A 20,187-nucleotide genomic window follows, 5' to 3' on the forward strand; every position below is an offset into this window, starting at 1 on the left:
ACCTCGCAAGGCACGAGGCTCGCATCGGGCTCAGTGTCGTTACTTATCGACGCGACCGTAGTTGTCTTCAAAACGCACGATATCGTCTTCGCCCAGATAGTCACCGCTCTGCACTTCGATCAGCACCAGATCGATAACACCCGGGTTCATCAGACGGTGCTGGTGGCCGGCACGAATAAACGTGGACTCGTTGGTGTTCAACATCAATTCCTGCTGGTCGTTGACAACCACAGCCATCCCGCTGACAACGATCCAGTGCTCACTTCTGTGATGGTGCATCTGCAAGGACAACGAAGCCTTTGGCTTCACCACAATGCGCTTGATCTTGAAGCGCTCGCCGTTTTCCAGGGTGGTGTAGGTCCCCCAAGGGCGATGAACGGTACGATGGAGCAAATGCACCGTGTGGCTGGCCGCCTTGAGCTGATTGACGATATGTTTTACGTCTTGGGCATGATCTTTGTGAGCGATCATCACCGCGTCCGGCGTATCGATGACCAGCAGGTCCTCAACCCCCACCAGCGCAGTCAGTCGATCCTCACTGTTAACGTAGTTGTTACGAGAATTGTGGGACAACACCTCGCCTTCGAAACGGTTGCCGTTTTCATCAGGCTCGGTCAGCTCACTGACGGCGTTCCAGGAACCGATGTCACTCCAACCGATATCACAAGGAATGGTCGCTACTTTGGAGGAGCGCTCCATCAATGCGTAATCGATGGAGATGTCCGGAACCTCTGCGAATGCATCAGCATCAAGTGCCAGGCAACGATATTTAGCAGAGGTAGTGAGGCGCGAATTTTCAATGGTTTTACTGACGGCTTCCACCACGTCAGGGGCATGCTGGCGAAGTTCTTCCAGCACAGTGCCGACCCGGAAGCAGAACATCCCGGAGTTCCAATAGTAGTTGCCTGCGCTGACGTAGCCTTCAGCCGTTTCAAGATTGGGCTTTTCGACGAAGCGCGCAACCTTAAGGCCGCCCTTCAGGGGCGCATCTTTTTGAGCTTCGATGTACCCGAACCCCGTTTCAGGGTAGGTCGGCTGAATACCAAAGGTGACCAGCCAGCCTTCGGAGGCAAGCGTCACCGCACTGGCGACTGCCGCAGCAAATGCTTTTTCGTCTTTTATCAGGTGGTCTGCAGCCAGCACCAGCATTTGGGCGTCGGGGCCATGCGAAGCTTCCAGTTGAAGCGCCGCGGCAGCAACGGCAGCAGCCGTATTACGCCCGAAAGGCTCAAGGATGAAGCCTTGCGAATGTTTGAGCGTATTGACTGCGCCGTACTCGTCTTCGGTCTTGAACAGGAGCTCACGGTTGGTCACCGTAAGGACCTCCACAACACCTTCCAGACGTGAAGCACGAAGGAACGTTTTCTGGATTAGATTCTGGCCATCTGGCAGATCCATGAACGGCTTTGGATGGGCCTCTCGAGAAACAGGCCACAACCGGCTGCCCACTCCGCCAGACAAAATTACGGGAATCAGTTCCATGCTCTAAATCCTTAATCCCCTTCCGGCAAATTCATCCAGAAAGTGGGCTCAGTTATGTTTCTGGTCATTCTTGCATCGTAAGCAATGCAAATTTTTTGCTTGAGTCGACTGAAGGTGGCAACCAAGCATCAATCTAAACCGGTCGATTTTACACCGGGTACGCCTCCCCTCCACTCTCCAGCTCTACCACTTATCAGTATTCCTGCAGCCTCAATTTTTTGAGGCGATCTCGACAAGTCGGAACCCTTCATCACGGGGAGTGCAAATCCAATAAATTTGAGGCCTGCAGCGCTGCATGGGGTCAGATAATTCTGCTGGCCATTCTACAGCTAGTACCGGGAATAAATAACTCATGCGAGGGCAGGATACGAAAATCATTTGAAAACAAACGATTTTTTTTAAAAAAATACCATCAAAACAACATCAATCATCTGCCACGATCAAGTCTCACTCAAGCCTCGGCAATCCCTGCGCATCCAAAAGCCTTTCCAGATAGGAACCATAACCAGTTTTTTTGAGACGCTCCGCTTGAGCAGACAGCTCAGCGGCAGAGATCCATCCGCTGCTGTAGGCAATCTCCTCCAGACAGGCAACTTTCAAACCCTGACGCTTCTCGATGGTATGCACAAAGTGGCTCGCCTCCAGCAATGAATCATGTGTCCCTGTGTCCAGCCAGGCGAAGCCGCGACCCAACATTTCGACTTTGAGCGCTTGCTGTTCGAGGTACGCACGGTTGACGTCGGTGATTTCCAGCTCCCCGCGCGCAGATGGCTTGATGCCCTTGGCGATCTCGACAACCTGGTTGTCGTAAAAATACAGACCAGTCACCACGTAGTTGGATTTTGGTTTCAGCGGTTTTTCTTCAATGCTCAAGGCTCGGCCGGCAGCGTCGAACTCGACCACACCGAAACGCTCCGGGTCCGACACGTGATAGCCGAATATGGTCGCGCCGTGCTCTTGAGCGCTGGCGGCACGCAGGTTGTCAGAGAAGTGCTGACCATAAAAGATGTTGTCACCCAGGATCAGACAGCATGGATCCTTGCCGATGAATTCCTCACCAATGATGAACGCCTGTGCCAGACCGTCCGGGCTAAGCTGTTCGGCGTAAGTCAGCTTGATGCCGTACAGGCTGCCATCACCCAGCAACTTGCGAAAGCACGGCAGGTCTTCAGGGGTGGAAATAATCAGGATTTCGCGCATACCGGCGAGCATCAGCACCGACAGCGGGTAAAAGATCATCGGCTTGTCGTAGATCGGCAGCATCTGCTTGGACACGCCGAGGGTCAATGGATGCAGACGAGTGCCCGAACCACCAGCGAGGATGATGCCTTTACGATTTGTCGTGGTCATTTATTCAAAACTTCCCTAAGCATTCGGGTAACACCAGTTTGCCAATCCGGCAAGTGCAGAGAAAAGCCGTCGCACAGCCTCTGAGTGTTCAATCGGGAATTCAGAGGGCGGCGCGCCGGTGTTGGGTAGGCGGCTGTGTCTATCGGATTAATCGCCGTTACAGCGAGCTTTTCGCCATTGGCCTTGGCAAAACCGATCACATGACTGGCATAGCCATGCCAGGACACTTCGCCAGCCGCCGCCAGGTGATACAGGCCCGCCAATTCAGGACGCTGCAGCACTTGCTGAATGGCCAATGCCGTCACGTCGGCGATCAGGTCTGCGCCGGTAGGGGCGCCGATCTGGTCGGCGATAACGCTCAAGGTCTCTCGATCCTTGGCCAGACGCAGCATGGTCTTGGCAAAGTTGTTGCCGCGAGCGCCATAGACCCAACTGGTACGGAAGATCAGGTGCTTGCAACCTGAGGCAATAATTGCCTTCTCGCCAGCCAGTTTGCTGGCACCGTAGTGATTCACTGGCGCGACGGCATCTGTCTCTTGCCATGGCGTCAGGCCTTCACCGCTGAACACGTAGTCAGTCGAGTAGTGAATCAGCCACGCCCCCAGAGATGCAGCCTCTTCAGCCATGACCTGACTGGCCTGACCGTTCACGCGGTCGGCCAGTTCAGTCTCAGATTCAGCTTTATCGACCGCGGTGTAGGCTGCAGCGTTGACGATAACATCGGGCTTGACCTGACGGATCGTCGCACGCAGCGCGTCGAGGTCAGACAGGTCGCCGCTCAAGCCATCAACCGGATGACGGTCCAGGGCGATCAACTCGCCAAGCGGTGCAAGGGAGCGCTGCAGCTCCCAGCCCACCTGGCCGTTTTTTCCCAACAGAAGGATCTTCATGCCTTGCCCGAACGATCCGAGTAGTTCTGATCGATCCATTGCTGGTAGCTGCCGTTCTTCACGTGAGTAACCCATTCAGCGTTGCCCAGGTACCACTCGACGGTTTTGCGGATACCGGTTTCAAAGGTTTCTTCCGGCGCCCATCCCAACTCGCGCTGGATTTTGCTGGCGTCGATCGCGTAGCGCTGGTCGTGGCCCGGGCGATCCTGAACGTAGGTAATCAAGCTGGCGTGTGGACGATGAGCGGAGTCCGGGCGCAGTTCGTCGAGCAGTGCGCAAAGCGCATGCACCACTTCGATGTTTTGCTTCTCGTTATGGCCGCCGATGTTATAGGTCTCGCCGATAACGCCTTCGGTTACGACTTTGTACAGTGCGCGGGCGTGGTCTTCGACGTAGAGCCAGTCACGAACCTGGTTGCCTTTGCCGTAGACCGGCAGCGGCTTGCCTTCCAGTGCATTGAGGATGATCAGCGGGATCAGCTTCTCAGGGAAGTGGCAAGGACCGTAGTTGTTCGAGCAGTTGGTGACCAGGGTCGGCAGGCCGTAGGTACGGCTCCAGGCACGAACCAGGTGATCGGAACTGGCCTTGCTGGCCGAGTACGGCGAACTTGGCTGATACGGCGTGGTTTCGGTGAAGAGGTCTTCCGGACCTTCAAGGTCTCCGTAGACTTCGTCGGTGGAAATATGATGGAAGCGGAAGTTGGCTTTACGCGCATCGTCCAGTGCTACCCAATAGTGGCGTGCAGCTTCCAGCAAGGTGTAGGTGCCGATGATGTTGGTCTGGATGAATTCGGACGGACCGGAGATCGAACGGTCAACATGGGACTCTGCGGCCAGATGCATGATGGCATCCGGTTGGTGTTCACGCAGGACACGGTCCACTTGATGACGGTCGCAAATGTCGACGCGTTCGAACTCGTAACGCGAGTTCTGACTGACTTCGGCCAGCGACTCAAGATTACCGGCATAAGTCAGCTTATCGACATTAACGACAGAGTCCGCTGTATTGAGGATGATATGACGAATGACTGCCGAGCCGATAAAACCGGCGCCACCTGTTACTAGAATTTTCACGCGAACCACACCCTTAAGTCGCTGACAGCTCCCCCCAATTGCACTCTGCCCAATCCATGGATGCAAAAGCCTTTAAACCAGTCGTGGTTTTCTGACAGAGTCAGTCTAAACCGATTAGGGAATGCCCTATCGACCAAGCGCAGCATTTTACAGCTTAATGAAGGTTTTACTAATGGATACGGACAAGCTGTGAAGCAAACTCCACGCCTGCAACGGGTTTATCGCAATCAGACAAGGCGCTTGCGTGAGGCTCTGGACGTACGCCCCAGAAACCAGCCAAGAATGGGGCCGATCACCATGCCGATCAGCAGCGCAATTACCATGATCAGCGACACTGGCAACTGCGGGCCCGCCCAGCCCAGGAACAACAGTGATACGCCTTGCTGATTCTCAAGAACAAACGCCAGGATCGCCAGAACGAGCAACAGGACAAATACAGCGAGAAGTACGCGCTTGAGGTTACGCATCAGCGGCTCCTTGAAATGCAGCTGCTGTCAAAGCCCTTCCTCCTCATCCTCGTTCACACGATCGCGCAGTTCTTTGCCTGGCTTGAAGTGCGGAACGAACTTGCCGTCGAGGCTGACGGATTGACCGGTTTTCGGATTGCGACCTACGCGCGGTGCGCGATAGTGCAAGGAGAAGCTGCCAAAACCACGGATCTCGATGCGATCACCAGTGGCCAGACATTGGGACATTTGCTCGAGCATGGTCTTGATGGCCAGCTCCACATCCTTGGATGAGAGCAGCCCTTGATGGGTGACAATTCGTTCGATCAACTCCGACTTCGTCATATTTTTCCCTTCTTTTTCAAGCAGCTAGATCAGCGCTTCAAAGGTTTTAGCATGCCCCGAGGAATTTGAACAGCCCGAGTTTTGACATATCTTCACCAGCAATGAGATACCCGATTTCAGGGCACCGGAACACTGACGAACTCACACACTCACCTGCAGATAACCAGCATGGTGCGTGTCAGATAGCCCGCGGGATTGAAGCCGAAAGGGAATACATCTTCTTCCTTGGCGTCATCGGACCTTACGATGACTTTATAGCCTGCCCCCTTACATTCCTTGGCCGCTCGCTTGTGACACCTCTCCCACCCCGAGCCCAACCCAGAACAATCGATTTCTATACCACTGACTCCGCGCACTGCGTGACTCTTGGCGCTGGTGGTACAACCTGCCAATGTCAGTACTGCTATCACGACAATGAGCTTGTTCATTCACTTCCTTATGCTGGACGCATCTGCCCAGCGGTCGTTCACTTCAGACTAAGCCTAGTCTTGAATAGACGATTGACCTGTATGAAGTTACAGACAACTTATGTAGATCATTGGTTTCACGAAAGAAATATTGCAGCGTCAGCACATTAGGAATTCACCAAATCGCAGACACAAAAAAGGGCGACCGAAGTCGCCCTTTTTCTATGGTCTGACAGAACTTAGTTCTGTTTTTCCATTTGTGCACGCAGCAGGTCGCCCAGAGTGGTAGGACCAGCAGCGATGTCAGCAGCAGGCTTGTCTTTCAAGCTCTGGATTGCTTCTTTCTCTTCAGCATCATCTTTCGACTTGATGGAGAGCTGGATTACGCGGCTCTTGCGGTCAACGCTGATGATCTTGGCTTCTACTTCCTGGCCTTCTTTCAGAACGTTGCGCGCGTCTTCAACGCGATCACGGCTGATTTCGGAGGCTTTCAGAGTCGCTTCGATATCGTCGGCCAGAGTGATGATGGCGCCTTTGGCGTCAACTTCTTTCACGATGCCTTTAACGATGGCGCCTTTGTCGTTCTCTTGAACGTACTCGGAGAACGGATCGCTTTCCAGTTGCTTGATACCCAGGGAGATGCGCTCGCGCTCTGGGTCAACCGACAGGATAACGGTGTCCAGCTCGTCGCCCTTCTTGAAGCGGCGAACGGCTTCTTCGCCCACTTCGTTCCAGGAGATGTCGGACAGGTGAACCAGACCGTCGATGCCGCCGTCCAGACCAATGAAGATACCGAAATCGGTGATCGACTTGATGGTGCCGGAGATTTTATCGCCCTTGTTGAACTGGCCAGAGAAATCTTCCCATGGGTTAGATTTGCACTGCTTGATGCCGAGGGAGATACGACGACGCTCTTCGTCGATGTCCAGAACCATAACTTCCACTTCGTCGCCGACTTGTACGACTTTCGAAGGGTGGATGTTCTTGTTGGTCCAGTCCATTTCGGAAACGTGTACCAGACCTTCAACGCCTTCTTCCAGCTCAGCGAAGCAGCCGTAGTCGGTCAGGTTGGTTACACGAGCGGTAACGCGAGTGCTTTCTGGGTAACGGGCTTTGATAGCAACCCATGGATCTTCGCCCAGTTGCTTGAGGCCCAGGGAAACACGATTGCGCTCGCGATCGTACTTCAGAACCTTGACATCGATCTCGTCGCCAACGTTGACGATTTCGGAAGGATGCTTGATACGCTTCCAAGCCATGTCGGTAATGTGCAGCAGGCCATCGACGCCACCCAGATCGACGAATGCGCCGTAATCGGTGAGGTTCTTGACGATACCTTTGACTTGCTGGCCTTCCTGCAGGGATTCCAGCAGAGCTTCACGCTCGGCGGAGTTCTCGGCTTCGAGGACGCTGCGACGGGAAACGACAACGTTGTTGCGTTTCTGGTCGAGTTTGATGACCTTGAATTCCAGCTCTTTGCCTTCCAGGTGCGTGGTATCGCGCACTGGACGGACGTCAACCAGAGAACCTGGCAGGAACGCACGGATGCCGTTAACGTCGACTGTGAAGCCGCCTTTAACCTTACCGTTGATAACGCCCTTGACCACTTCTTCGGCTGCGAAGGCTGCTTCCAGAACAATCCAGCATTCAGCGCGCTTGGCTTTTTCACGGGACAGCTTGGTTTCACCAAAGCCGTCTTCAACCGAGTCCAGAGCAACGTGAACTTCGTCACCGACGTTGATGTTCAGTTCGCCAGCGTCGTTGTAGAACTGCTCAAGCGGGATGAGTGCTTCAGACTTCAGGCCAGCGTGAACGGTTACCCAGCGAGCTTGGTAATCGATATCAACGATAACACCGGTGATGATGGAGCCTGCCTGAAGGTTCAGGGTTTTTAGGCTTTCTTCAAAGAGTTCCGCAAAGCTTTCGCTCATTTTAATTCCTGTTGATAAGGGCGAAGAATACGCCCATCTCCACATCCCAGACGATGTGGGTTAGTTTCATTTAAAAGAAGCTCCGCAGGACTATGACTGGTCCCCTGCGGCCCTCTTGGTCACCCGGCGATATCGCGAATGGCGATCTCGCTCATGATGCGTTCCAGCACCTGATCGATGGATAATTCCGTGGAATCCAGCTGTATGGCGTCAGCCGCCGGCTTGAGCGGGGCTACCGCTCGCTGGGTGTCACGCTCATCGCGTGCACGTATCTCATCTAGCAGACTCGACAGACTAACACCATCGACTTTGCCCTTCAACTGCAAGTAACGTCGACGCGCACGCTCCTCGGCACTGGCAGTGAGGAAAATCTTCAAGGGTGCGTCGGGAAACACCACCGTCCCCATGTCGCGACCATCGGCCACCAGACCCGGCGCCTCCTGAAACGCGCGCTGACGCTGCAGCAGCGCCTCGCGAACCGCGGGCAACGCGGCGACCTGCGAGGCACCCGAGCCGACACTCTCGGTACGGATCACATCGCTGACTTCATCGCCTTCCAGAATAATGCGCTGCAACTGACCGTCGGTCGCCGCGATGAACTGCACATCCAGATGCGCGGCGAGCTTCTTGAGCAACTCTTCATTGGTCAGGTCGACGCCATGGTTATGCGCGGCGAAAGCCAGCAATCGATAAAGTGCACCGGAATCCAGCAGGTTCCAGCCCAGGCGCTTGGCCAGAATCCCGGCGACAGTACCCTTGCCAGAGCCGCTTGGCCCATCAATAGTGATGACCGGTGCAATGCTGATCACGACTGAGCCTCTTGTGCAACGCGGATACCGACCTGCGCACACAGCGCGAGGAAGTTCGGGAACGAGGTCGCGACGTTGGCGCAATCATGGATGCGGATCGGCGCGGTGGCGCGCAGCGAAGCCACGCTGAAGGCCATGGCGATCCGGTGATCGCCGTGACCGTGCACTTCGCCGCCGCCGATTTGGCCGCCGTCGATGATGAGGCCATCCGGAGTGGGCTCGCACTTGACGCCCAGCGCCAGCAGACCGTCCGCCATGACCTGGATCCGGTCCGATTCCTTCACGCGCAGCTCTTCGGCGCCACGCAGCACAGTGCGACCTTCGGCACAGGCAGCGGCCACGAACAGCACTGGAAACTCGTCGATGGCCAGTGGAACCAGCGCTTCGGGAATATCGATACCTTTGAGTTTAGCTGCCCGTACGCGCAAGTCCGCAACCGGTTCGCCGCCGACTTCACGTTGGTTTTCCAGGGTGATGTCAGCCCCCATCAGGCGCAGGATGTCGATTACGCCGGTACGGGTCGGATTGATGCCGACGTGCTCGAGCACCAGCTCCGAACCTTCGGCAATCGACGCCGCTACCAGGAAGAATGCCGATGACGAGATATCGCCCGGCACTTCAATGTGGGTCGCGGTCAACTTGTGGCCGGACTCGACCGAGGCAGTCGCCCCGTTAACGGTCACCGGGTAGCCGAAGCCGCGCAACATGCGCTCGGTGTGGTCGCGAGTCGGTGCCGGCTCGGTGACCGTGGTCTTGCCTTCGGCATACAAACCCGCCAGCAGCAGGCAGGATTTAACCTGAGCACTGGCCATCGGCATGGTGTAAGTCAGGCCCTTGAGCTTGTTGCCGCCACGAATGGTCATCGGTGGACGACCGTCAGCGGCGGTCTCGATCACGGCGCCCATTTCACGCAATGGATTGGCCACGCGGTTCATCGGACGCTTGGACAACGAGGCGTCACCAGTCAGGGTGCTGTCGAAGTTCTGCGCAGCCAACAGGCCAGACAGCAGACGCATCGACGTGCCGGAGTTGCCCAGATAGATCGGGCCCGGCGCAGGCTTCAGGCCATGCAGGCCGACGCCGTGAATGGTCACACGACCGTGGTGCGGACCTTCGATGACGACGCCCATGTCACGGAAAGCTTGCAGGGTCGCCAGGGCGTCTTCGCCCTCGAGGAAACCTTCCACTTCGGTGACGCCTTCGGCCAGGGAACCGAGCATGATCGAGCGGTGGGAAATCGATTTGTCGCCCGGTACACGAATCCGCCCAGTCAGGCGGCCACCAGGTTGTGCCAGGAAAATCAGATCGTTGGAATTCATAGCGTCCACATAGGCCCGGCGGGCCAGGATTTTACTGAAATGCTCGCGGGCAACCCGGGCGCGAGTGAACACGCCCAACAATTGGTGCCCATCCCCTGCATCGACCGCGTCGCGCAAGGCGTCGAGGTCGCTGCGAAATGTATCGAGTGTGCGCAGGACAGCTTCGCGATTGGCGAGGAAGATGTCGTGCCACATGACCGGGTCGCTACCGGCGATTCTTGTGAAATCGCGGAAACCGCCCGCAGCGTAACGGAAGATCTCAAGATTTTCATTGCGTTTGGCCAACGAATCGACCAAACCGAACGCCAGCAAGTGCGGCAAATGGCTGGTCGCCGCCAACACTTCGTCGTGACGCTCGACCTGCATGTGCTCGACGTCGGCGCCCAATTCGCGCCACAACCGGTCAACCACCGCCAGCGCGGCCGGATCGGTCTGATCCAGCGGCGTCAGAATCACTTTGTGGCGACGGAACAGGTCGGCATTGGAGGCTTCCACCCCACTCTGCTCGGAACCGGCAATCGGATGCCCCGGCACGAAACGCGCCGGCATACCGCCAAACGCCGCGGTCGCCGCGCGCACCACATTGCCCTTGGCGCTGCCGACATCGGTCAGAATCGCCTGCCCCAGATCCATACCCGCCAACAGCGCGAGCAGTTTCTCCATGGCCAGGATCGGTACCGCCAGCTGAATCACGTCCGCGCCCTGGCAAGCCGCCACCAGATCTTCTTCGCAGCGATCCACCACACCCAACTCGACCGCCAGTTTGCGCGACTGCGGATCGAGATCGACTCCGACCACTTCGCGACACAGACCGCTTTCACGCAGCCCCTTGGCAAACGAACCGCCGATCAACCCCAGACCGACCACCACCAGGCGACCGATCATAGGTTCAGCAGATTGCAGTGCAGTGACATCAACCACGAGCCATAACCTTGGTCAGCGCCTCGAGGAAGCGGCTGTTTTCCGCCGGCAAACCGATGGTGATGCGCAGGTGGTTCGGCATGCCGTAATTGGCCACCGGACGCACGATCACGCCTTCGCGCAGCAACCCTTGGAACACTGGAGCAGCGATGCGACCCAGATCGACACAGATGAAGTTGCCTTTGGATGGAATCCAGCTCAGCCCCAACTCACGGAAACCTGCCTCAAGCTGCTGCATGCCGGATTGGTTCAGGCGACGGCTTTCAGCCAGGTACTCGACGTCTTGCAACGCGGCACAAGCGGCGGCTAACGCGAGGCTGTTGACGTTGAACGGCTGGCGCACGCGATTGAGCACATCGGCGACGATGGCCGAGGACAAACCGTAGCCGACCCGCAGCGACGCCAGACCATAGGCTTTGGAGAACGTGCGCGAGACCAGCAGGTTCGGATAAGCGGCCAGATAATCCAGGCCATCCGGCAAGTCGCTGCCTTCGGCGTATTCGATGTAGGCCTCGTCCAGCACCACCAACACATCGGCCGGTACGTCCTGCAGGAATTCATCCAGCGCTTCGGCGTCGAACCAGGTCCCGGTCGGGTTGTTCGGGTTGGCAATGAACACCACGCGGGTATCGGCATCGATCGCGGCGAGCATGGCCGACAGGTCATGACCCCAGTTTTTGGCCGGGATCACTTTTGCCTGGGCGCCAACGGCCTGGGTCACGATCGGATAGACCGCAAACGCATGCTCACTGAACACCGCGTTCAGACCCGGTGCCAGATAGGCACGCGCTACCAGCTCCAGAATATCGTTGGAGCCGTTGCCCAGCGTCACTTGGTTCAGCTCGACGCGGCACTGATCGGCCAGCAGGGACTTGAGCGAAAATCCGTTGCCGTCCGGGTAGCGGGTCAGTTCGGCCAGCGCTTCGCGAATCGCCGCCAGCGCCTTGGGACTGGCGCCCAACGGGTTTTCGTTGCTCGCCAATTTGACGATGCTGGCCGGATCGAGGTTCAGCTCACGGGCCAGTTCGTCCACGGGCTTGCCCGGAACGTAAGGCGAAAGTTGTTGCACGCCCGGCTGTGCCAGAGCGAGGAAGTTGCCACTCATTTGCTACCGCCCTTAGAGAACTGCTTTCGGGTAGGAACCCAGCACTTTGAGTGCCACTGCTTCCTGACTGATCTTTTCCAGCACACCTTTGACCAGTGGGTCGCGGTGGTGGCCGACGAAGTCGATGAAGAACACGTAGGTCCATTTACCACTGCGCGACGGACGGGTCTCGATGCGTGTCAGGTCGATGCCGTTGTCATGGAACGGCACCAGCAGCTCATGGAGCGCGCCGGGTTTGTTGCTCATGGAAACGATGATCGAGGTCTTGTCGTCACCGGTCGGCGGGACTTCCTGGCTACCGATCATCAGGAATCGCGTGGAGTTGTCCGGGCGATCCTCGATTTTTTCGGCCAGACGGGTCAACCCGTACAAACCTGCAGCCATGTCGCCGGCAATCGCCGCCGAGTTCCACTCACCCTTGACCCGTTTGGCCGCTTCGGCGTTGCTGGACACTGCCACGCGCTCGACATTCGGGTAATGCGCGTCCAGCCACTTGCGGCACTGGGCCAGGGACTGGGCGTGGGAATAGATGCGGCTGATGCTGTCGGTCTTGGTGTTTTCACCGACCAACAGGTGATGGTGAATGCGCAGCTCGACTTCACCACAAATCACCATGTCGTGCTCGAGGAAGCTGTCGAGGGTGTGATTGACCGCGCCTTCGGTGGAGTTTTCCACCGGGACCACGCCAAAGTTCACCGCACCGGCCGCCACTTCACGGAACACTTCGTCGATCGCCGCCATCGGCTTGCTGATCACCGCGTGACCGAAGTGCTTCATGGCCGCAGCCTGAGTGAAGGTACCTTCAGGACCGAGGTAAGCCACTTTCAGCGGCTGCTCAAGGGCCAGGCATGAGGACATGATTTCACGGAACAACCGCGCCATTTCTTCGTTGCCCAGCGGCCCCTGGTTACGCTCCATCACGCGCTTGAGCACCTGAGCTTCACGCTCAGGACGATAGAACACCGGCACTTCGCCTTCGGCCAGCGAGGCCATCTTTACTCGCGCAACTTCCTGGGCGCAGCGTGCGCGCTCACTGATCAGCTCCAGGACTTTTTCGTCCAGAGCGTCAATGCGCAGGCGCAGTGCCTTGAGTTCTTGCTCAGACATTAGCCGTGTTCCTTCTCGAACTCTGCCATGTACGAAACCAGTACATTGACCGCAACGATATCGACGGCGTTATAGATGGAGGCACGCATGCCGCCCACGGAACGGTGACCCTTGAGGTTCAGCAGGCCACGTTCGTCGGCACCGGCCAGGAACGGCTTGTCGAGACGGTCGTCGGCCAGACGGAACGGCACGTTCATCCACGAGCGGTCCGACTTGTTGATCGGGTTGCTGTACAAGCCGCTGGCGTCGATGAAGTCGTACAGCGTGCGCTGCTTCACTTCATTGAGCTTGCCGATGGCTTCGACACCACCCTGCTCTTTCAGCCACTCGAACACCAGACCGGACAAGTACCAGGCCAGGGTCGGCGGGGTGTTGTACATCGAGCCATTGTCGGCCGCGACCTTGTAGTTGAGCATGGTCGGGCAGATGGAACGGGCGTGACCCAGCAGGTCTTCGCGAACGATGTTCACGACGATGCCGCTCGGGCCGATGTTTTTCTGGGCGCCGGCGTAGATCATGCCGAAGCGCGAAACATCGACCGGACGCGACAGGATGTCCGAAGACATGTCGGCGACCAGCGGCACATCACCGGTTTCCGGGATCCACTGGAACTCCACACCGCCAATGGTTTCATTCGGCGCGTAGTGAACGTAGGCCGCGTCCTTGGACAGGCTCCATTCGTTCTGACCGGGAATAGCGAAATAGTCGTAAGGCTTGGCGGTCGCGGCAACATTGACGTGACCATAGCGCGAGGCTTCCTCGATCGCTTTCTGCGACCAGATACCGGTGTCGATATAGTCGGCGGTGCGACCTTCCGGCAACAGGTTCAGAGGAATCTGGGCAAACTGCTGGCTGGCGCCACCCTGCAGAAACAGCACTTTATAGTTCGAGGGGATATTCAGCAGATCACGCAGATCCTGCTCGGCCTTGGTGGCAATGGACACGAACTCATCGCTGCGATGGCTCATTTCCATGACCGACAGGCCCTTGCCATGCCAATCAAGGAGTTCAGCCTGGGCGCGCTTCAGGACAGCTTCGGGAAGCGCCGCAGGACCGGCACAGAAATTATAGGCTCTCTTGCTCACATCCAATCTCGCTCTGATTTGGTGGTATCACGCAATAAAAATCACGATATCAGTCAACACAACACCTTGCTGGAGCAAGCTTTTGTGGGAGCTGGCTTGCCTGCGATTGCATCACCGCGGTACGCAAGACACACCGTGGCGTCTGCATCGCGGGCAAGCCCGGCCCCCACAAAAGCCCTTCCACACAGGATCTTCGTAGGTGTCGATATTTTCAACTGGGACAAACAACAAGGGGGCGAATCTTCATCCGCCCCCTGCTTACCCGCTTACTCCTGCGGCTCTTCGTCGGCGGCGGCGTCCAGTTGCTGGTCGTCGACAACATCGTCGATCACGACTTCACCCTCGAACACTGCACCCTCTTCACCTGCAAGCTCTTCGCCTTCCAGTTCTTCGCCTTCGACTTCCGACGGTTCCTGAACCCGCTCCAGGCCCACCAGCGTTTCATCGCTGGCCAGCTTGATCAGGGTCACGCCCTGGGTGTTACGCCCCAGGCTGGACACTTCGTCGACACGGGTACGAACCAACGTACCCTGATCGGAAATCAGCATGATTTCCTCGCCGTCGAGCACCTGGACCGCGCCGACCAAGCGGCCGTTACGCTCGTTGCTGACCATGGCGATAACGCCCTGACCGCCACGCTTGTACTCAGGGAACTCGGTGATCGCGGTGCGCTTGCCGAAACCACGCGCCGAAGCGGTGAGGATCTGGCTGCCTTCTTCCGGGATCAGCATCGAAATCAGCTTCTGACCTTCCGGCAGACGCATGCCGCGGACACCGCGAGCGGTACGGCCCATTGCGCGAACGTCGGTTTCCTTGAAGCGAGTGACCTTGCCGCCGTCGGAGAACAGCATGACTTCGCGATCGCCATCGGTAATGGCCGCAGAGATCAGTACGTCGCCTTCATCCAGCTCCAACGCGATCAGACCGACACTGCGTTGACGGCTGAAGGATTCCAGCGGGGTCTTCTTCACGGTGCCTTTGGCTGTGGCCATGAAGATGAAGTGACCTTCGGTGTATTCCTCGACCGGCAGCATGGTGGTGATGTATTCATCACTGTCCAGCGGCAGCAGGTTGACCAGCGGACGACCACGGGCAGCGCGGGAAGCTTCCGGGATTTCGTAGGTTTTCAGCCAGTACACTTTACCTTTGCTGGAGAACAGCAGCAGCGTGGTGTGGCTGTTGGCGACCAGCAGGTGAGCGATGTAGTCCTCATCCTTCACGCCGGTAGCCGATTTACCTTTACCGCCACGACGCTGAGCCTGGTACGCAGCCAAAGGCTGGGTCTTGGCGTAGCCACCATGAGAAATGGTCACGACGCGCTCTTCTTCCGGGATCATGTCGCCCAGGGTCAGGTCGAGACGGGCGTCGAGAATCTCGGTGCGACGAACATCGCCGTATTCGGCACGGATCACTTCCAGTTCTTCGCGGATCACTTCCATCAGGCGCGTGGCGCTGTTGAGGATGCGGATCAGCTCGCCGATCTGGTTGAGGATCTCTTGATACTCGGCCAGCAGCTTTTCGTGTTCCAGACCAGTCAGACGGTGCAGACGCAGTTCCAGAATGGCTTGCGCCTGCTCCGGCGACAGGAAGTACTTGCCGTCGCGCAGACCGTATTGCGGATCGAGGTTTTCCGGACGGCACGAATCGGCACCGGCACGTTCAACCATCGCAACCACCGCGGAGGATTCCCACGGCGTGCTGATCAGCGCTTCCTTGGCTTCCGACGGGGTCGGCGAAGCCTTGATCAGGGCGATGACCGGGTCGATGTTCGACAGGGCAACCGCTTGACCTTCCAGGATGTGGCCACGCTCACGCGCTTTACGCAGCTCGAACACGGTACGGCGGGTTACGACTTCGCGACGATGACGAACGAAGGCTTCCAGCAGATCCTTGAGATTGAGGATCCGCGGACGACCGTCGATCAGCGCAACGATGTTGATGCCGAACACGCTTTGCAGCTGAGTCTGGGCGTAGAGGTTGTTGAGGATCACCTCAGGCACTTCACCGCGACGCAGCTCGATCACGACGCGCATACCGTCCTTGTCGGACTCATCGCGCAGCTCGGTAATGCCTTCGAGCTTCTTCTCTTTGACCAGCTCGGCGATCTTCTCGATCAGACGGGCCTTGTTCAGCTGGTAAGGGAGTTCGGTGATGACGATCTGTTGACGGCCACCGACCTTGTCGATGTCTTCGATCATCGAACGGGCTCGCATGTAAATGCGCCCGCGACCGGTGCGGTAGGCTTCGATGATGCCGGCGCGACCGTTGATGATCGCGGCGGTCGGGAAGTCCGGACCGGGGATGTACTGCATCAGCTCATCGACGGTCAGTTCCGGGTTGTCGATGAGTGCCAGGCAACCGTCGATGACTTCACCGAGGTTGTGCGGCGGAATGTTGGTCGCCATGCCCACGGCGATACCACTGGAGCCGTTGACCAGCAGGTTGGGGATCTTGGTCGGCATGACCGCGGGGATCATTTCGGTGCCGTCGTAGTTCGGCACCCAGTCCACGGTTTCTTTATGCAGGTCGGCCAGCAGCTCGTGCGCCAGTTTGGTCATGCGCACTTCGGTGTATCGCATGGCCGCGGCGTTGTCGCCGTCCACCGAACCGAAGTTGCCCTGGCCGTCCACCAGCAGGTAACGCAGCGAGAATGGCTGCGCCATCCGAACGATGGTGTCGTACACCGCGGTATCACCGTGCGGGTGATACTTACCGATCACGTCACCGACAACACGGGCAGATTTCTTGTACGGCTTGTTGAAGTCGTTGCCCAGCTCGCTCATCGCGAACAGCACACGCCGGTGCACGGGCTTCAAGCCATCGCGCGCATCCGGCAGTGCCCGCCCGACAATTACGCTCATCGCGTAGTCGAGGTAGGACTGCTTCAGCTCGTCTTCGATATTGACCGGGAGGATTTCTTTGGCCAGTTCGCCCATGAGAAGCCTGATTCCTTTTTCTGGTGAAACTTCGTCACATCCATATGGGACGAACGAAGCTCGCCGATGCAGACTGAGTGCCATGCACCGACTTACGACAAATCAACGAGTTATGCCATGGATCTGCGCAGTAAAGGCAGCCACATCAGGCTACCCTGGAAACCGCCGGATGTTATCACAAGAGCCGCCACGCACCTATCCCCCAGATGCGCATGGAGCATAGTTAGTTGACCGGTGACAGGCTTGAAAGGGACGAGAGGGGCTTAGAGCAGTATTGAATGAAGAATTCAGGCCTGATTCATTGCCTTTCCGGGCCTCTTCGCGGGCAAGCCCACTCCAGCAGGGCTCTGTAGCGCTCACAAAACCTGTGGGAGCGGGCTTGCCCGCGATGGCGTCTTTTCAGGCAAAACAGATCATCAATGCAGACGTTTGCGGCACATCAATTGAGCCATTTTCGCGGTGTCCGGGCGCTCGACGATGCCTTTTTCGGTGACGATCGCATCGATCAGGTCAGCCGGGGTCACGTCGAACACCGGGTTGAACGCTTCCACATCCGCCCCCACCCGCTTGCCGCCGACTTCCAGCAACTCGCGACCATCACGCTCTTCGATAGGAATCTCTTCGCCACTGGCCAGATTCATGTCGATGGTCGAACTCGGCGCCACCACCATGAAGCGCACGCCGTGATGCATGGCGCTGACCGCCAACTGGTAGGTACCGATCTTGTTCGCCACATCGCCATTGGCAGTGATCCGGTCGGCGCCGACGATCACCCAGGTCACACCCTTGGTTTTCATGATGTGCGCGGCAGCGGAGTCGACATTGAGGGTCACGGGAATACCTTCATTGGCCAATTCCCATGCAGTCAATCGCGAACCTTGCAGCCATGGCCGGGTTTCGTCGGCGTAGACACGCTCGACCATGCCTTCGATGAACGCCCCGCGAATCACCCCCAGTGCCGTGCCGAAACCACCGGTGGCCAGTGCGCCGGTGTTGCAGTGCGTGAGGATCGCCTGGGCATTGCCCTGATGCTTGCGGATCAGGTCGACCCCCAGCTGGGCCATGGTCAGGTTGGCTTCGCGATCGCTTTCGTGGATGGCGATGGCCTCAGCCTCCAGCACCGCCAGCGGATCGGCGTGCTCCTTCAGGCGCTCAAGCCGCTCACGCATCCGGCCCAACGCCCAGAACAGGTTGACCGCGGTCGGACGGGAGTCGGCCAACAGCGCGACATCCTCTTCCAGCGCCGCTTGCCAGTCGCCACCCTCGGCAAATCGGGCGCGGGCCGCCAGCACCACGCCATAGGCCGCACTGATGCCAATGGCCGGCGCACCGCGCACCACCATCGAGCGAATGGCTTCAGCCACACCCGCAGCGCTGGTGTAGGCAATCCAGGTTTCCTCGAACGGCAAAATACGCTGATCCAGCAGGTACAGTGCGCCATCACGCCAATCGATGGCCTTCACCTTCTCCGCAGCCAACAGTCGATCGCGCATCCTACACCCCGCACTCATGAACAAAAGCCGCCGATTATAGCGATCCCCCCGCGAAGACGCTCGGGTATACTTCGCCATCCTTTACAAAAGCACTGGAACCGACTCTACGATGCCGACCCCCACCGCTGCGCTCGACCTATTATTGCTGCCGACCTGGCTGGTCCCCGTCGAACCGGCTGGCGTGGTCCTTAAAGAGCATGCCCTGGGTATCCGCGACGGTCGTATCGTATTTATCGGCCCACGCACAGCAGCCTTGAAGCTTAATGCAAGTGAAGTCCGCGAATTGCCAGGCATGCTGCTCAGCCCTGGCCTGATCAATGCCCACGGCCATGCAGCAATGACGCTGTTCCGCGGGCTGGCCGACGATCTGCCGCTGATGACCTGGCTGGAAAACCACATCTGGCCGGCCGAAGCCAAATGGGTCGACGAAGCTTTCGTACGCGACGGCACGGACCTGGCCATCGCCGAGCAGATCAAAAGTGGCATCACCTGCTTCTCTGACATGTATTTCTTCCCGAAGGTCGCCAGCGAACGCGTACATAACAGCGGCATTCGCGCCCAGATCGCCATTCCGATCCTCGACTTCCCGATTCCAGGCGCCAACACCGCGGATGAAGCCATTCGTCAGGGCGTCGAATTATTCGGTGATCTCAAGCATCACGAACGGATCAAAGTCACCTTCGGCCCCCACGCCCCGTACACCGTGGGCGACGAAAACCTGGAAAAAATCCGGGTGATCGCCGAAGAACTGGAGGCCTCGATTCATATGCATGTCCACGAAACCGCCTTCGAAGTGCAGCAGTCGGTGGAGCAGCGCGGCGAACGTCCGCTGGCCCGCCTCCGCCGCCTGGGCCTGCTCGGGCCGCGCTTCCAGGCCGTCCATATGACCCAGATCAGCGATGAAGACCTGGCGCTGCTGGTAGAAAGTAACACCAATGTGATTCATTGCCCGGAGTCGAACCTGAAGCTGGCCAGCGGTTTCTGCCCGGTCGAGCGTTTGTGGCAGGCCGGAGTCAATGTGGCGGTCGGCACCGATGGCGCGGCCAGCAATAATGACCTGGACCTGCTCGGCGAAACCCGCACTGCCGCATTGCTGGCCAAGGCGGTCGCCGGCTCGGCCACCGCGCTGGACGCCCATCGCGCCCTACGTATGGCCACACTCAACGGCGCCCGCGCGCTGGGAATCGAAGCTGATACCGGTTCACTGGAAGTCGGCAAGGCGGCGGACCTCGTCGCGTTCGACCTGTCGGGTCTGGCGCAGCAACCGGTCTACGACCCGGTTTCGCAACTGATCTATGCCACTGGCCGCGACTGCGTGAAACACCTTTGGGTCGCCGGCAAGCAACTGCTCGATGACCGCCGCCTGACCCGCCTGGATGAAGCGCAACTGTGCGCCACCGCCAAGGCCTGGGGCAGGCGCATCAGCGGCCACACCGAATCGTAAGCACCGAATTGTAAGCACCCTGGACCAAAACCGGGGCAACAGAA

At 58.0% G+C, this 20,187-nt stretch carries 16 protein-coding genes; 1 reads left to right on the forward strand and 15 read right to left on the reverse strand.

The genetic code is table 11. The features are described from left to right. Positions 1-39: 39 nt before the first annotated feature. From J3D54_RS00065 to mtnA, 15 genes are all read right to left on the reverse strand, one after another. Positions 40-1,482 (reverse strand): mannose-1-phosphate guanylyltransferase/mannose-6-phosphate isomerase, encoded by a 1,443-nt coding sequence (locus tag J3D54_RS00065; protein ID WP_253416190.1) that lies wholly within the window; start codon positions 1,480-1,482, stop codon positions 40-42. A 447-nt stretch (positions 1,483-1,929) separates the two neighbouring features. Beyond that, positions 1,930-2,832, reverse strand: a complete 903-nt coding sequence (gene rfbA / locus J3D54_RS00070; RefSeq protein ID WP_253416191.1) for a glucose-1-phosphate thymidylyltransferase RfbA — start codon at positions 2,830-2,832, stop codon at positions 1,930-1,932. Then, positions 2,829-3,722, reverse strand: a complete 894-nt coding sequence (gene rfbD / locus J3D54_RS00075) for a dTDP-4-dehydrorhamnose reductase (RefSeq protein WP_253416192.1) — start codon at positions 3,720-3,722, stop codon at positions 2,829-2,831. The genes rfbA and rfbD overlap by 4 nt, the downstream gene beginning before the upstream one ends. Further along, entirely contained in the window at positions 3,719-4,795 is a 1,077-nt protein-coding gene (rfbB, locus tag J3D54_RS00080) for a dTDP-glucose 4,6-dehydratase (RefSeq protein ID WP_253416193.1), read from the reverse strand. The genes rfbD and rfbB overlap by 4 nt, the downstream gene beginning before the upstream one ends. A gap of 227 nt (positions 4,796-5,022) precedes the next feature. Next, the gene (locus J3D54_RS00085) at positions 5,023-5,262 is read right to left on the reverse strand and encodes a LapA family protein (protein WP_253416194.1); all 240 of its coding nucleotides are present in this window, start codon (positions 5,260-5,262) and stop codon (positions 5,023-5,025) included. Positions 5,263-5,289: 27 nt separating this feature from the next. After that, entirely contained in the window at positions 5,290-5,586 is a 297-nt protein-coding gene (ihfB, locus tag J3D54_RS00090; RefSeq protein ID WP_003369729.1) for an integration host factor subunit beta, read from the reverse strand. A gap of 149 nt (positions 5,587-5,735) precedes the next feature. Further along, positions 5,736-6,014 (reverse strand): hypothetical protein, encoded by a 279-nt coding sequence (locus J3D54_RS00095; RefSeq protein WP_253416195.1) that lies wholly within the window; start codon positions 6,012-6,014, stop codon positions 5,736-5,738. Between the two features lie 218 nt (positions 6,015-6,232). Then, positions 6,233-7,924 (reverse strand): 30S ribosomal protein S1, encoded by a 1,692-nt coding sequence (gene rpsA / locus J3D54_RS00100; RefSeq protein ID WP_018929851.1) that lies wholly within the window; start codon positions 7,922-7,924, stop codon positions 6,233-6,235. Positions 7,925-8,043: 119 nt separating this feature from the next. After that, on the reverse strand, positions 8,044-8,733 hold the full coding sequence (gene cmk / locus J3D54_RS00105) for a (d)CMP kinase (RefSeq protein WP_007939921.1): 690 nt from the start codon (positions 8,731-8,733) through the stop codon (positions 8,044-8,046). After that, positions 8,730-10,937: a bifunctional prephenate dehydrogenase/3-phosphoshikimate 1-carboxyvinyltransferase gene (locus J3D54_RS00110; RefSeq protein WP_253426435.1), complete on the reverse strand. Its 2,208-nt coding sequence runs from the start codon at positions 10,935-10,937 to the stop codon at positions 8,730-8,732. The genes cmk and J3D54_RS00110 overlap by 4 nt, the downstream gene beginning before the upstream one ends. Positions 10,938-10,965: 28 nt before the next feature. Then, positions 10,966-12,078: a histidinol-phosphate transaminase gene (gene hisC / locus J3D54_RS00115; RefSeq protein ID WP_253416196.1), complete on the reverse strand. Its 1,113-nt coding sequence runs from the start codon at positions 12,076-12,078 to the stop codon at positions 10,966-10,968. 12 nt (positions 12,079-12,090) lie between these two features. Continuing rightward, positions 12,091-13,185 carry a prephenate dehydratase gene (pheA, locus tag J3D54_RS00120; RefSeq protein ID WP_007899727.1) on the reverse strand — a complete coding sequence of 365 codons (1,095 nt, stop codon included), beginning with the start codon at positions 13,183-13,185 and terminating at the stop codon, positions 12,091-12,093. Further along, on the reverse strand, positions 13,185-14,270 hold the full coding sequence (serC, locus tag J3D54_RS00125; protein ID WP_253416197.1) for a 3-phosphoserine/phosphohydroxythreonine transaminase: 1,086 nt from the start codon (positions 14,268-14,270) through the stop codon (positions 13,185-13,187). Before serC ends, pheA begins: the two co-directional genes overlap by 1 nt. Positions 14,271-14,536: 266 nt before the next feature. Next, entirely contained in the window at positions 14,537-17,206 is a 2,670-nt protein-coding gene (gyrA, locus tag J3D54_RS00130) for a DNA gyrase subunit A (protein ID WP_253416198.1), read from the reverse strand. Positions 17,207-17,622: 416 nt separating this feature from the next. Then, positions 17,623-18,699, reverse strand: coding sequence for an S-methyl-5-thioribose-1-phosphate isomerase (gene mtnA / locus J3D54_RS00135; RefSeq protein WP_253416199.1), 1,077 nt, complete (start codon positions 18,697-18,699; stop codon positions 17,623-17,625). 109 nt (positions 18,700-18,808) lie between these two features. On the opposite strand from mtnA, the gene J3D54_RS00140 reads away from it, so the two are divergent. Then, complete coding sequence (locus J3D54_RS00140) at positions 18,809-20,143, forward strand: TRZ/ATZ family hydrolase (RefSeq protein WP_253416200.1); 1,335 nt, start codon at positions 18,809-18,811, stop codon at positions 20,141-20,143. The last annotated feature ends 44 nt before the right edge of the window (positions 20,144-20,187 follow it).

This window comes from Pseudomonas sp. GGS8, from assembly GCF_024168645.1.
GTDB lineage: Bacteria > Pseudomonadota > Gammaproteobacteria > Pseudomonadales > Pseudomonadaceae > Aquipseudomonas.

Excerpts from the sequence above, each read along its gene's own strand:
- J3D54_RS00065 (WP_253416190.1), bottom strand. The coding sequence starts at position 1,482 with ATGGAACTGATTCCCGTAATTTTGTCTGGCGGAGTGGGCAGCCGGTTG.
- rfbA (WP_253416191.1), bottom strand. The coding sequence starts at position 2,832 with ATGACCACGACAAATCGTAAAGGCATCATCCTCGCTGGTGGTTCGGGC.
- rfbD (WP_253416192.1), bottom strand. The coding sequence starts at position 3,722 with ATGAAGATCCTTCTGTTGGGAAAAAACGGCCAGGTGGGCTGGGAGCTG.
- J3D54_RS00085 (WP_253416194.1), bottom strand. The coding sequence starts at position 5,262 with ATGCGTAACCTCAAGCGCGTACTTCTCGCTGTATTTGTCCTGTTGCTC.
- ihfB (WP_003369729.1), bottom strand. The coding sequence starts at position 5,586 with ATGACGAAGTCGGAGTTGATCGAACGAATTGTCACCCATCAAGGGCTG.
- J3D54_RS00095 (WP_253416195.1), bottom strand. The coding sequence starts at position 6,014 with ATGAACAAGCTCATTGTCGTGATAGCAGTACTGACATTGGCAGGTTGT.
- rpsA (WP_018929851.1), bottom strand. The coding sequence starts at position 7,924 with ATGAGCGAAAGCTTTGCGGAACTCTTTGAAGAAAGCCTAAAAACCCTG.
- J3D54_RS00110 (WP_253426435.1), bottom strand. The coding sequence starts at position 10,937 with ATGATCGGTCGCCTGGTGGTGGTCGGTCTGGGGTTGATCGGCGGTTCG.
- hisC (WP_253416196.1), bottom strand. The coding sequence starts at position 12,078 with ATGAGTGGCAACTTCCTCGCTCTGGCACAGCCGGGCGTGCAACAACTT.
- pheA (WP_007899727.1), bottom strand. The coding sequence starts at position 13,185 with ATGTCTGAGCAAGAACTCAAGGCACTGCGCCTGCGCATTGACGCTCTG.
- gyrA (WP_253416198.1), bottom strand. The coding sequence starts at position 17,206 with ATGGGCGAACTGGCCAAAGAAATCCTCCCGGTCAATATCGAAGACGAG.
- mtnA (WP_253416199.1), bottom strand. The coding sequence starts at position 18,699 with ATGCGCGATCGACTGTTGGCTGCGGAGAAGGTGAAGGCCATCGATTGG.
- J3D54_RS00140 (WP_253416200.1), top strand. The coding sequence starts at position 18,809 with ATGCCGACCCCCACCGCTGCGCTCGACCTATTATTGCTGCCGACCTGG.